This window comes from Bacteroidia bacterium (genome assembly GCA_033391075.1).
Lineage (GTDB): Bacteria > Bacteroidota > Bacteroidia > J057 > J057 > JAWPMV01.
Genome location: JAWPMV010000001.1, coordinates 4,299,275 through 4,313,096, shown reverse-complemented (window position 1 = coordinate 4,313,096; position 13,822 = coordinate 4,299,275). Strand labels below are relative to the sequence as shown.

Annotated in this window: 9 protein-coding genes and 1 other RNA gene; 2 read left to right on the top strand and 8 right to left on the bottom strand. The window is 42.9% G+C overall.

The window, feature by feature from the left end; genetic code table 11:
* Positions 1 to 5 precede the first annotated feature (5 nt).
* The 4 genes from R8P61_17120 to R8P61_17105 all read right to left on the bottom strand — a co-directional run bounded on the left by R8P61_17120 (position 6) and on the right by R8P61_17105 (position 7,611).
* Positions 6 to 2,753: a TonB-dependent receptor gene (locus R8P61_17120; protein MDW3648792.1), complete on the bottom strand. Its 2,748-nt coding sequence runs from the start codon at positions 2,751 to 2,753 to the stop codon at positions 6 to 8.
* 142 nt (positions 2,754 to 2,895) lie between these two features.
* Complete coding sequence (locus tag R8P61_17115) at positions 2,896 to 5,169, bottom strand: DPP IV N-terminal domain-containing protein (protein ID MDW3648791.1); 2,274 nt, start codon at positions 5,167 to 5,169, stop codon at positions 2,896 to 2,898.
* Positions 5,166 to 6,254 carry a bifunctional diaminohydroxyphosphoribosylaminopyrimidine deaminase/5-amino-6-(5-phosphoribosylamino)uracil reductase RibD gene (gene ribD / locus R8P61_17110; protein MDW3648790.1) on the bottom strand — a complete coding sequence of 363 codons (1,089 nt, stop codon included), beginning with the start codon at positions 6,252 to 6,254 and terminating at the stop codon, positions 5,166 to 5,168. Before ribD ends, R8P61_17115 begins: the two co-directional genes overlap by 4 nt.
* On the bottom strand, positions 6,235 to 7,611 hold the full coding sequence (locus tag R8P61_17105) for an MFS transporter (GenBank protein MDW3648789.1): 1,377 nt from the start codon (positions 7,609 to 7,611) through the stop codon (positions 6,235 to 6,237). Before R8P61_17105 ends, ribD begins: the two co-directional genes overlap by 20 nt.
* 140 nt (positions 7,612 to 7,751) lie before the next feature.
* Here R8P61_17105 and R8P61_17100 point away from each other — a divergent pair, with 140 nt between their 5' ends.
* Both R8P61_17100 and R8P61_17095 read left to right on the top strand, forming a co-directional pair.
* A complete protein-coding gene (locus R8P61_17100) occupies positions 7,752 to 8,756 on the top strand; it encodes a beta-ketoacyl-ACP synthase III (GenBank protein ID MDW3648788.1) in 1,005 nt (334 codons plus the stop codon).
* A gap of 60 nt (positions 8,757 to 8,816) precedes the next feature.
* On the top strand, positions 8,817 to 9,599 hold the full coding sequence (locus tag R8P61_17095) for a hypothetical protein (protein MDW3648787.1): 783 nt from the start codon (positions 8,817 to 8,819) through the stop codon (positions 9,597 to 9,599).
* A 51-nt stretch (positions 9,600 to 9,650) separates the two neighbouring features.
* On the opposite strand, the gene ffs is transcribed toward R8P61_17095, so the two are convergent.
* From ffs to R8P61_17075, 4 genes are all read right to left on the bottom strand, one after another.
* An RNA gene (gene ffs, locus R8P61_17090) (signal recognition particle sRNA small type) lies at positions 9,651 to 9,748 on the bottom strand.
* Between the two features lie 147 nt (positions 9,749 to 9,895).
* Entirely contained in the window at positions 9,896 to 11,263 is a 1,368-nt protein-coding gene (locus R8P61_17085) for a pyridoxal-phosphate dependent enzyme (protein MDW3648786.1), read from the bottom strand.
* An 88-nt stretch (positions 11,264 to 11,351) separates the two neighbouring features.
* On the bottom strand, positions 11,352 to 12,341 hold the full coding sequence (locus R8P61_17080) for a CPBP family glutamic-type intramembrane protease (protein MDW3648785.1): 990 nt from the start codon (positions 12,339 to 12,341) through the stop codon (positions 11,352 to 11,354).
* Positions 12,342 to 12,500: 159 nt separating this feature from the next.
* Positions 12,501 to 13,787: a LysM peptidoglycan-binding domain-containing protein gene (locus tag R8P61_17075; protein ID MDW3648784.1), complete on the bottom strand. Its 1,287-nt coding sequence runs from the start codon at positions 13,785 to 13,787 to the stop codon at positions 12,501 to 12,503.
* Positions 13,788 to 13,822: the final 35 nt, after the last annotated feature.

Sequence of the window (13,822 nt, the reverse complement as noted above, 5' to 3'; positions counted from 1 at the left end):
CTGAATTAGAATCTCACATTATAACTAACAAAAGGAATCGCGGTACCCAGGACAGAAAGGGTGAAGGTTCGGAGTCGGTTGTTTTGCTCTCGGAAAAAAACAGAGAAGGGATTTCTTCGCGAATAAATATTATAGACTGAAAAAGTCAGATCACTTTTGACTTTACTTTTATTGATCAATCCATCGTCAAAGGTATAAGAGAGATCCAATCTATGATAATCCGGGATACGGAAGCTGTTTCTTTCTGTGAAATCCGGAAGCAATATGCCCGGGAAAACAGGGATTACTCCAGCCGGAACACTCACCGGACGTCCGGTCCTGAAGAGGAAGTTCAGCCCAAAGGTACGTGTACTTCTTTGTTGCCACTTTGCATTCAGGTTGATATTGATCGGTGAATCAAAATCCGCAGGGAAATATGTATTATCGTTGATTCCGATTCCTTCTGGATTGTCTTCGGTGCGTCTGAGGGTACGTGCATAGGTGAAGGAAAATTCCAGATCCAGGTCTCCGAAACTTCTATTTATGCTAAATTCTCCTCCGTATGCATAGCCGGTGGCATTGAGTACTTCTGTTTCAATATTGGGATTGCCGAGGAGTTGGCCGAAATTCTTGGTTACAACCAAACCGCTCATATCACGATAAAAGAATTCCAGAGAGGTTTCCCACTCCTTTGCCCCGAAATCCTTGAAGAATCCCAGAGAATAATTATCCCCTCTTTGGGCAGGTATATGGGTATTGCTGGTTTGCCAAATATCTATAGGTGTGGCAGAGGCTGTATTGGAAACCAGGTGTAAATACTGATTGACCCGATTATAGCTGGCTTTAATAGAAGCCGTCTCATCAAATCTGACCCTAAGAGAAATACGAGGCTCCAGATTATTGAAACTGCGTATGCCTTCTCCCTTGCCATAACTGATCGTCCCGGTTCGATTGCCTATGGTGCGATCTTTTCCTTCCGCATATACATTTACATCATAAGGCCCATAAGCGGTATATCGGCTAAATCTTAAACCCGCGGAAAAACGAACAAAGTCATTGAGGTCAAAATTGTCATTTGCATAGAGGGCGAATTCAAGGCCCTGATCTTTGGGGAAAGAATTGGCTTCCAAAATGGAGTTTGGCCCTAAAGGTTCCTGTTTATTATCCAGGATGTCATAGAAATTCATTTCCATCCCGAAATTGAAGTTGTGGCTGTAGTTGGGTACGTATTGGAGATTGGCCTTGAAGCTATGGTTGTCAATCCCGGTACTATTGATCGAACCATCTTTTCCATTTTCATTGCTAAAGCGACTGAGGTAGTGGCTGGTTTTAGCGGAAACCTCTGAAGATAGCTGGCTACTATATATCTGGTTCCAGGTCAGGCTGGATACAAAATTGTCCCAACTAAATCCAAATCCTTCGGCAAATGAAAAAGCATCTTTACTTCCATAAGCAAAAAGGGAAAGTTTGCCATTTTCTCCGAATTTCTGTGTAGCCTTGCCCGAAACATCCCAGTAGTAAGTACTACTTTGAAATACATCCGGAATTTGCTCTACATATCCCGTAAATAAATCCGGATAGGCTCCCCGTACTCCCAGCACAAAAGAGCTTTCTCCCTTCTTGATCGGGCCATTGACCATGAGTTTACTGGAAAGTAATCCAACATTTCCCCGACCTCTCAATTTCCGGTAGCTTCCTTCCATCACCTTTACATCCAGCACCGAAGAAATCCGACCGCCAAATTGTGCGGGAATATGGCCCTTATACAAAGTGGCGCTCTGTACGATATCGGGATTGAAGACAGAGAAGAGTCCAAATAAGTGAGAGGAGTTAAAAATGGGATTTCCTCCAAGCATCAGGAGGTTTTGGTCTACATTCCCTCCTCTTACATTGAAACCCGTAGATGCTTCTCCAACAGAACTTACGCCCGGCAAGAGCAAGACCGTATTTACTATATCAACTTCTCCTAATAAAGCGGGTCGCTTACGAATATCTACGATCGATATATTTACTTTTCCGGCTTCCGGGCTGTCTTTGCTTTGCCCCACAGATTCTGCTTCAAGGAGTACTTCTGTCAATTGGTATGCGGTATAGTAAAGCGGGATTTCCCATTCTCCATCCGAATACACCCATACATCTATAATGAGTTTTTCATGACCAGGAGCCTCAATTTCTGCTACGTATTTACCGGTAGGCATGTCCATAGAAAATTCTCCCTTTTCATCAGAAATAGCCCCTATCTCCAATTGGGGAAAAGCAATTTGGGCTCCGGCTAAAACAGTTTCGGTTTCCTCATCATATATCACCCCTTCTATGCTGGCCGTTTGTGGCAAAGGGCGTATGGTAGAATCTCCCAGAATTTCCACAAAACCAGAAGTGATCGCTTTCTTCTTTTTGCCATCGATATCATCCAGGTATTGCTCATAGGAAAATTCCTCCAGGATTTGAAGGTCAGTTCTCCTGCCAATGATCACTGCTTTTTCTCCATACTGAGAAAAAGCCAGTCCTCTGGCTTCCAGCAATTGTCTCAATACCTGACGAAGGCTTTGATTATTGATAATCATGGAAATGCCTTGACGAGGAATCCATTCTTCTTTGTAGAAAAAGCGGACTTCGTATTCCTTTTCCAATTCAGTGAAAATATCCATCAGGCTTTGGTTTGCAAAGCTGGCAGATATAGGCATATCCAGTAGTTGTGAGCCTGATTGTTGGGCCAGGCTGAGTAGCGGACTGAGTAGTATAACTAGCAGTACTGATAGTAGTTTTCGGCGCATTTCTTTTTGTTGTGCTTCCTGTTTCTTTTAGGGAAACGAGTGATACAAGGGAAAATGTTGCTTCAAAGCTATAACGTAGAAATTTATGTAGTGGAGGGCAAATGAAGGGAATTATCCACTTACTTGCCTCTTATTATAAAAATTATCGATCCTCTTCTGCATTTGGAGGACAATTTCTAAGCAGGTATTGGGTCAATAAGGTATATAAATGCCTACGGGTATTTGGGCCCTCGTAAATGCCATGTGAGCGATTGGGGTAAGGCATAACCTGAAATTGCTTATTGTGCTTGATCAATTCATTGATTAGCACCTCGCTATTCTGGTAGTGCACATTGTCATCACCGGTTCCATGAACAAGCAAAAGATTATCTTCAAGATTTTTTGCATATGTCAGAGGAGAGCCTTCAACAAAATCTTCCATGTTTTCCTGAGGCAGTCCCATATAGCGTTCCTGGTAGATATTGTCATAAAGGAGCTGATTGGCAACCGGAGCTACCGACATGCCGGTACTAAAGAGTCCGGGATAACGAAAAAGTAGATTGAGGGTCATGGTGCCTCCTCCGCTCCAGCCCCATACGGCCATGCGATCTTTATCGACGAAGGGCCATTCTGCTATCTTTTTGGCAGCCATTGCCTGATCATGTGAATTTAGAATTCCGATCTTTCTGTATATACTTTTTCTCCATTCCCGTCCTTTCAGACTGGGAGTGCCTCTATTGTCTAGGGTCAGGACGATATAGCCTTGTTGAGCCAGCATTGCATGCCAGAGATTGCCATCCCATCTGTCCACTGCCGTTTGCCCGGCAGGTTCTCCATACAGATTGAAAAGTACGGGATATTTCTTTTGGGGATTAAAGACGCTGGGTTTCATCATTTTCCCTTCCATGACCACTCCATCTTCAGTCTCTACCGTAAAGAATTCATAGGTCGGAAGATCCAGGCCCGCCAATTTTTCTTTATATGCCGAATTGTCCTGTAAGCTGCGAACACTTTTATGGTCAGGAAGGCTGATCAAGCGGTAGCTATTGGGAGTATTGGCATTGGAGTGGGTATGGATGGCGTATGCTCCATTAGGGGAAATATTATATTGGTTAATACCGGAATACTCCTCGGGGGTCAGTCTTTTGCTTTTAGCTTTTCCTTTCAGAGATAGTTGGTATAAATACCTTTGGGTGGGATTGTCAGGAGATGCGATGGTGTAAATCGCAGATGCATCGCTCGAAAGATCATAGGTTCTTGCCAAATCATAAGCGGCAGGGCTCATGTCCTTTGCTCCAGAGCCATCTAAAGCTATTTTATAGAGATGTCTCCAGCTATCTTTATCTGCAAGCCGTAAAACGGCTTTTCCCTCATCTACTACCTGATAATCCCTCATGCCTCTGGGGCTGCTGGCATCCATATGGAAAATATCTACCCATGCTTTGTCCTTTTCTTCATATACCAGTTTCGCCTCCCCACTTTCGGCATCACAAATCCATAGTTTGAGGTGATTTTGTTTGCGGTTTAGCTGTTGAACCAGAACTTTATCCCCAATCCATTGAAGCCTGGGTAAGTAATTGTCCCGTTCTGCTCCGGGTATATTTAGCCAAAGTGTCTTTTTCGTTTGAACATCCAGAATGCCTATACGTGCTCCAGAGGGTTTATCTCCTACTTTCGGATATTCTATAGGAATCGGTCTGGAGTAAACAGAATCGGTATTGTTGATCATATAGAAAATGCCCGTTCCAGCTGCATCCAATTGCCAATAAGCTATTTTACGCGAATCAGGGCTCCATCTAAATCCATCCTGGCAGAAAAACTCTTCCTCATATACCCAATCGAAAGTCCCATTGATAATGTTACGCGAACCATCTTCCGTAAGGGCTTGGACTTCTTTATTTTCCCAGGATTCGAGGTAAAGGTTATTGCCACTTACATAAGCCACACTTTTCCCATCCGGGGCAAATTTGCTGAACATGAGCGAAGAGCCGGGCAAGTCTCCTCCCAGCTTCCGGAGTTCTTTACTTTCTCTATTAAATACCCAGTAATCTCCCCGGGTATTGGTTCGCCATACTCTACGGGTGTTGGTGAAGATCATCACCTGAGACTCATTGGCCAGTCCTTTATATGCGGCTATTTGCAAAGGACGGTCGCTCCCGGAGGGAATGAGGTCTTTGGCTGAAATCCAGGTTTCTGAATCACCGCTTTGGGTATTGTATTTGATGATATCCTGCGCGCCTCTTATTTCGGTTGAAGCCACTACTTGTGTGTAGGCTTCTCCTCCTTTGTACCATTGGATTTGTCCAATACCGCTTTGGATGAATTCGCCATTAAGGAAAATGCGGTCCAGGGTCAATAAAGCCGGATCACTTTCCTGGGCTTGAAGTGTTGGGAAGAGGAATAAGCAGAGACTGAGGGATAGCAGTAGTTTTTTCATGTGTTTGGAGCTATTGGGCTAAAGATGTCCTGATAGGCTCTATAATAGAATAACTGATCCTTTCGATCAAGTCTTCCTTGTTCAAAATTTATCTGTGCAGGTATTTTGGGACCGGATATGCCTTGCAGTAAGGTCTTTTCGGCTTCAACTCGCCAAATCTCATCATAAGCCGCCTGGTCGATATATTGCTGGAGAAGATTACTTCCTCCTTCAACTAAAACACTACAAATGCCTAATCTTTCCAGTAGTTCACCAGAAAGTTTATTCAGGTCTCCAAGCTTATCGGTTTTTATCCAGCGTACGGCCCCTTCGGAGGTGTTTTCTTTTTCATTCAGAATAAGGGTCTCCAATCCATCCTGAAAAATCCCAAGACTTCTGGGAAGCTCCATGTTTCGATCCAGGATGATCCGAATAGGAGTTCTTCCGGGATAGAGTCGGGTATTCAGGCGAGGATTATCGATCAGAGCTGTGTTTTTGGCGATCATGATCGCATGATGTTTGGCCCTGAGTTTATGTGCTAGGCGCAAACTTTGTGAACCACTAATGGGAGTGGGAATCGCTTTCCCTTCCTCATTAAAAGTCGCAATAAAATTATCAGATGATTCTGCCCACTTAAGTAGGATAAAGGCTCGCTTCTTTAGCTGATTGGTGAAGAAGACTTTATTGAGGTCATGAAATTCGCCAGGATCTTCAGCTACTCTCACTTTTAGTCCATGCTCTTTCAATCTCTGCACCCCTGAACCAGCGACTTGAGGATTTGGATCCAGACTACCGATCACCACCTCCGGTATCTTATGTTCTAAAATGAGATGAGTACAGGGAGGGGTTTTTCCAAAATGATTGCAGGGTTCGAGGTTGACGTAGATGGTGGAGGATGGAAGCAGAGATTTATCTTTTACCGAAGCCACGGCTGCCACTTCCGCATGAGCGCTTCCGGGCATCCGATGGAAACCTTCTCCAATGATCTTTCCTTCATGGACAATGACAGATCCAACTCTCGGATTGGGATAAACCCGGGAGTCGGACATTTCTGCCAGTTCTTTACAACGATTTAAAAAAAGTGCATCAGTTATTTCCGATGTCATCAATTTTATTTTCTAGTGTTGGACTTTCTATACTTTCAAGGTCCGTATTTAAGTTCCCTGCAGCCTTGTAAAATAACCACATGGCGGCGAGGTCTGCAACTACAGAGATTGCCAGGGCATATCGGACTGACTCATCTCCAAATGTAGGGGCAAGTAAATCACTGAATATACCTGTAACCAATGGGCCCATGCCGATTCCGATAAGGTTCAGGACGAAAAATAAAACGGCACTTGCCATGGCGCGGAAGTGAGGGGGGACCAGGCTATGAGAAACCGCAATTGAGGGCCCCAGATACATACCAAATAATACATTGGAAATGAAAAACATGAGAACCAGAAGGGTCATGTTTCCTGTGAAAATCACTGCATATCCAAAAGGAATAGAAATCAGGATACTGAGGGCTGAAATCCAGCAATACCATCGATTATCTCTTTTAGAAAGTCTGTCCGAAAGGAAACCTCCTAGAAAAGTTCCCAATCCTCCGCCCACTCCAACGGAGAAGGCAAACATAAGCCCAACTACGGTAAGGTTGATGGTGACAGCTTCAGATGCAAAAGGAGGGATCCATTCCAGACCTCCATGTATTCTGAGCATCAAAGAAGGCATCCATGAAGTATTGGCATATCCTACGAAGGCATGAAGTCCAGTGGCAAATGCTAAATAAGTAAAGGTCTTTTTGCTAAAAAGGAATTTGATGCTTTCAAAGAAAGGAGGGGTTTCCACCTTTTTGCTGGCAGCATCATCATAAAATCCTCTGATAGGTTCTTTTACGGTAAGTCTCATCAGAATGGCCAGAATAATCCCGGGAATACCTACGATCAAAAAAGCCTGTCTCCAGCCATATGTACTGGCCAACCAACCTCCCATACCAAAGGCGATCATCAATCCAAAATAGACGCCCATCGAATAGATGGAAAGTGCAGTAGCTCTTCTTTTGGGAGGGAAGTAATCCGAGATCATGGAGTGAGCCGGAGGACTACCACCTGCTTCTCCTATCCCTACACCCATTCTTGCCAGGAGTATCTGGATAAAATTCTGGGTGTACCCGGTAAGTGCGGTCATTCCACTCCAAAGCGTAAGGGAAATGGCGACAATATTTCTTCTATTGGCTTTGTCCGCATAGCGTGCAATGGGAATTCCTAAAAAAGTATAGAACAAAGCGAAGGAGAGTCCGCTAAGTAATCCCAATTGCCAGTCAAAAAGTCCCAGGTCCGCTTTGATGGGTTCCTGGAGGATGGTTACGATTTGTCGGTCAAAAAAATTGAAGGTATAAACCAGGGTAAGTAGGGCGAGAACGTAGTTTTGATAGTCTTTACTAAACTGCGGCTCTTTCAGGCTAGTAGTAGTTTTCTCCATAAATAGGAATTAGGTAGAAGGGAAATTACGACAAATTGCCGGTTTTCCCCCAAAGATTTTCATTTCTTAATTGAGCTATCCATTTCCGATTTAGCTTTCATCCCTTTACATTTGAAAGATCATAAAAGAAGTACAATACTATGCCAAACGCCAAAATAGCCGGTCTGGGATTTTATGTTCCGGAAAATGTTGTTGATAATCATGAGTTATCCAAAATTGTAAATACCAATGATGAGTGGGTGCAGGAGCGCTCAGGGATTGTTGAGAGGAGGTATTTTACAGAAGGAAAAGATACGGTTGCCAATATGGGAGCAAATGCCGCCCGTATGGCTATTGAAAGAGCCGGAATTACTCCAGAGGATATAGATTTCATCATCTTCGCAACCTTGAGTCCGGATTATTACTTTCCGGGTAGTGGTGTTTTGCTTCAGCGGGAATTGGGAATTTCCCATCTGGAAATCCCTGCCCTTGATATCCGAAATCAATGTTCCGGTTTTATCTATGGGATTTCTATTGCGGATCAATTCATCAAGTCGGGAACCTATAAAAATATTTTGCTGGTAGGATCAGAGATTCAATCTCCTCTCTTTGATTATTCGGATGAAGGTAGACATGTTACAGTTCTCTTTGGAGATGGAGCAGGTGCTGCCGTCATTCAACCAACAGAAAAAGAAGGACAAGGGGTCCTGACCACTAAGCTACATGCTGATGGGACCTATGCTGAGAAATTGGCAGTATTGGCACCTACTACTCGAAAAGCTCCTTTCATCAGCAATGAAATGATTGAGAATGGAGATATCTATACGGTTATGGAAGGTCGCTTTGTCTTTAAACTGGCAGTAACCAAGTTTCCGGAAGTAGTAAATGAAGCTTTAGATGCTACAAATCTGGGATTGGAAGATATTGATCTCTTTATTCCACACCAGGCCAACCTGCGTATTGCTGAAGCCGTAAGAAAAAGCCTTGGACTACCCGAAGAAAAGGTCTACAACAATATCATGCGTTATGGCAATACCACAGCTGCTTCCATTCCTATTGCGCTGACCGAAGCCTGGGAACAAGGCAAGCTGAAAGAAGGAGATCTTCTGTGTCTGGCAGCCTTTGGGAGTGGATTTACCTGGGGATCTACCTTGATTCGCTGGTAAGAGAGTTCAGAATGTGGGTTGAGTTGTTGGTAAAACCTAAGGGACTAACTGTATTTACCCATGGATCAACTTCTGGATACGTATATATCCATCCTCAGTAAAAATAAAGAAGCTAAGACTAAGGCTATTTTCCTTACAGGCTCCAAAGTCGATGGGAAGAGCCTGGATTTTTGGTCGGATACAGATCTGGTGATTGTTTTGGAAAGGGGTGAATTTCTGCTGAAAACAGCCTGGGATCAACTGCTTCCACAATTAGGGCAGATTCTGGCTAAAGAGGAACATATTTCAGATGAAAGTCTGACCTATAGGTTGATTTTGCAGCTTGATGAGGGTATAGAGCGGCTAGACCTAAGTATCCTGAGCTATGACTCCTGGATGAAAAGGGAGTTTCGTGAATTAGATTCCTTCCTGCTTCTGTATGGAGAAGAATTAGCCCATAAAAAAAAAGAAAAAACAAGCTTTGGCTTCCATCCAATTGAAGAAAACTCTAATGAGATTCATCGCATATGGTTCTTGATGTTTGAATGTGTTAAGAAATTTATGCGGAAGGATAACTTGATTGGCTTGCACTTGCTTCTGGAAATTTTGAAAGAGTATTTGGTTCTCCGAATGAAGGCGCGAGATGTTGAATTGCAAACCAATATACATCGAATCGGTCAGGCGGAATCATTAGCAGCAAGCATTGAATTTGATAAGCTACACTATCAGGATAAATCTTCTTTGCTTACTTATATGGCTAATTTGTCTACTGAGATAGATCAGGCTTTAGCCCATCAACATAAAAGCTACCTCAGTAGAGTAGAAGCATTTCATGGATATCTGGAAAAATGTAAGGAGAATTAAGAAGGAGGGGCAATTCAGAGTTCAGATTTGAACCCAACTGTTAAAAAAAGAAAAAGGGTAAGAACTATATCGCACCGATCAACTTTCTACCGTTGCTGCCTTTCGGCCCTGGCGGAGTTCAAAAGGATCTGGTCGTACAGCCTTACCCACCGCAATATTAGGTCAGGATTATCTATTTACCAAGCTTATTTCAAATTCTTTTTGGGAATTTTTTAAAAACGTATTGGCGTGCTGGTGTGTTGGAGTCAAATCTAAGTTGAACCCTAACACGCCAACACACTAAAACTCAAATACGTTTATTTTGCAAGTACATTGATCAGGTCAAACTTTGTGAGTATATCTAGCTCACCCTCAGGACTTTTTACGATCACTGCAGGATTATCCTTATGGATAAGTTTGGAGATTACATCCACACGGGTGGAAGAAAGCACAAAAGGAAGCGGATCACTCATGGCTTTGGTAACCGGGGCATTTTTGAGACTGGGATCATCCAGGATGGTATTCAAAACCCGATTCTCGTTGAGGCTTCCGATGATCTCGGTATCTTTCATCACCGGAATCTGAGAAATGTTTTGCTCACGCATGATATTTACGGCATCTGCAAGCGTCTTCTCTGAGCCCAAGGTAACAAGTCCATGTCCATTACTTTTGTCCTGCAGGATTTGCCCAGCTGTCAACATATTTCCTTCATCAATGAAATCATGGGTAGACATCCAGGTATCGCTGTATACTTTGCCCAAATAGCGAGTTCCATGATCCGGTAGGATGATGACCATCATGTCGTCTTTTTTGAGCGTTTTGGCATACTCCAGGGCTCCAAAAACAGCCGAACCACAGGACCAACCTACAAATAGGCCTTCCATTTTTGCCAGTTTTCGTGTCATGAGAGCAGCATCTTTATCACTTACCTTGATGATCGAATCAACGAGCTCCATATTGCAGTTCTCCGGGAGAATATCTTCTCCTATGCCCTCTGTCAAATAGGGATAGATTTCTTTGGGATCTATTTCTCCCGTTTCGTGCAGTTTTTTAAATATAGAACCATAGGTATCCAGGCCAATGGTTTTGATATCCGGATTCTTGCCTTTAAGGTATTCTGAAATCCCACTGATCGTTCCGCAAGTCCCCATTCCCGCAGCAAAATGTGTGATTTTGCCTTCTGTTTGCTCCCAAATCTCGGGTCCAGTACTCAGGATATGTGCTTTTCTGTTGCTTGGATTGTCGTATTGATTCATCCAAATAGAGTTTGGGATCTCTTTGTCCAAACGTCCAGCAACTGAATAATAAGATCTGGGATCTTCTGGTTCAACATTGGTAGGGCATACCACTACTTCGGCTCCCACAGCTCTCAGAATATCGATTTTTTCCTGAGATTGTTTATCAGCCATGGTGAAAATACATCTGTATCCTTTCACAATAGCTGCCAGAGCGAGGCCCATTCCGGTATTACCGGAAGTACTTTCGATAATCGTTCCTCCGGGTTTTATTTTGCCATCTCTTTCGGCATCTTCTATCATCTGTATTGCAATCCGGTCTTTGATACTGTGACCGGGATTGAAATATTCCACCTTTACCAGAACTGTAGCTTTGATATTTTCTGTAACTGAATTGAGCCTGACAAGAGGAGTATTTCCGATTGTTTCGATGATATTGTTATAGATCATACGTATATAGAATGGTTTTTTATTACGAACACAAAATGGGGATGTGTATACACATCCTTAAACAAAACAGCTACAAATATAGGAAATCCTAGAGGAAGAGGAAGTACCAAAAATTGTAGAAAACATGCGTCCACACGGCCACAGGTAATCTTCGGTTAGCAAATACAAAATACATAATTATCGCGAAGAAAACTCGATAAAATGCATTGTAAATGGTGAATTCATCCCCATAATAATAAGTAAAATGGGACAAGGAGTAGATAATCGCGGCGATAAGAACGACGGGGAAACGTTCTGCAAAAGACTTCTTTCGTCTTTTGAAGCCCTGCATATCCATGATATAGTTATCGAATTTCCCAATACTGCCTTTGGGAATTTTAACGAATTTACCAACCTCCGCTTTCTTCAAATCTCCCATTGACCAGCTACCCAATTCCTTGTTAAATACCCGGAAGAGGAAGGCCAGTAAAAGACCTCTGAAAATCCATTCATCATAAAAACCACCTCCAAAAGTCAGAGAAAGGTCCTGAAATACATTGGTGTGGAAAGATTTAAGAGATCTAACAGCATCCAGTTGAGCAGGAATCAGAACCTGGGGATCAACTACAGAAACGAGGGCATAGTTGAAATAGGGAAGAAGCATCCGAATAAAGGAGCCATATACAAATCCTTCCAGAATGATGAAAAACCAATAGTACCAGTTGATGATTCCATTCTTTAAGGGCTTTTTCCTGAATTCTGAAAGTTTCTTCTTTTTATTCTTGGCATCATCACGGGCTTTTTTGTACTCCTTGCTTGTCCAGAGTCCAAACCAGTCGTGATATACATAATAGCCTAAATATCCGATCAGAGTCAGAGAAATCAGGAGGGTCCCTCCTGGCAAATGACTTTGAGCCAGTTTAAACCAGGCATCAATCCCATTGTATTTGACCACCTGGCCTTCGGAAGAGAAAAAGAAAAGGATTTCGTAAATAAGGAGTACGAGTACCAAATGGGAATTATGGTAGAATCGGCCGCGGACTGCGGATTTGTAAGCTTCAATCGCCTTACCAGTAGCCGTTTCTATAAATACTACCATTTTTTCTGTTAGGGAAGTCCCGCTTAAGGAGTCAGAGTTTTCGCAAAGGTTTAAATCTAAAGATTCAGCGAAACTATTCCAATCATCTGCAGATCAATGGGTAAAAAAACAGGAAGCTAGGCGAATTTCCCGCTTCCTGAATTTTCTCTGGTTTATAATTTATTCTGCAATGATCGTTACTTCATCCAAAGTTGATCCTGCACCTTCCAGCACAGCTACACAAGCAGGAGAAAGTCCGATCATGACGCGTTCGTAAGTTGGAAGACGGTCGATCACTTCTACTTCGATGAAGCCAGAATTATTAGGGATTTCCATTTTAATTCTCGTGCCAAGAGGTAAAGAATCATGAAATGCATAAAAGCGGTTTCTACCAGCTTTATTTGACTTAAGTTCAGTGAAATCACCGGTGATTCTTCCTTTATTCCGATTTCTTTTATTGTAGGATTCAGTATAAGAGGATGTCTTTTCTTCTTCAAAGTCTTTGGCTACTCTTCTTCCGCTGGATACCTCTTCATAAGGTTCATAAATGGCTGCTACTCTGCTTCCATATTTGATGTCCGCTGCGCGTGGCATCCGACTGTTGTCATAATCATCCTCATAGCGCTCATCATTATATCTCTTGTTTCTGTCTTCACTAAATCTTGCGTTGCTGCTTTCATAACGATCATCCTCGTAGCGGTCATCATAAGAAGATGAACTTTGGCGACTACTTGAATTCCTATCATTGTCATCATACCTGCGATAGTCGTTTGTTCTATCATCATAGTTCTTCTCATAGGTATCCCTACTAGATCGACGGCTATTATTCTCGCGGGCATCTCTTTCGCGATAATCGCTTATTCTGCTACGACTGCTACTGCTATTGCTCTCATTGCTTCTCCTGTAGCTATCATTGCGATTTGTACGGTAGCTATCATTTCTGTCCTGGCTATTTTTTCTAACCAAGGTAGTAGATGGCCCTCTTCTTCGGTAGGAATCTGAGTCCTCATATCGATCTTCCTTGGGAGCCATACCAAATGCGGGGACTCGAGCCACATCATTTTTGCCAACGATAATGGTTTGTCCGGTTCTCACCTGCGAGATGCTGTTCCATTCGCGAATTTCATCTACCAAAACGCCAAATTCAGAAGCAATGGAATAAATATCATCTCCTCTGCGGACCCTGTAATACGTACGTGGGCCTTCAGAAATATCTTCTCCAGCATCAAGTCCTCTGCTACTGATTCTTGGGTTGTCGATCGTGGAACTTACGTTCAATTTCTGTCCAACTACAATATTGCTGCCACGGAGATTGTTACGTCTTTTCAATTCTTCCACACTCATTCCATACTTTTGGGAAATGCGGAAGAGATTGTCTCCTCTTTTGACTGTGTAGGTTTCAGGGGTTTGTGCATAGGCACATGCAAGGATAAAAGTAAAGATTAGGATTGCCGTTTTGTGTAACATAATTTTTCAACCTTAAAGGTTAGGCAAATTTTGTG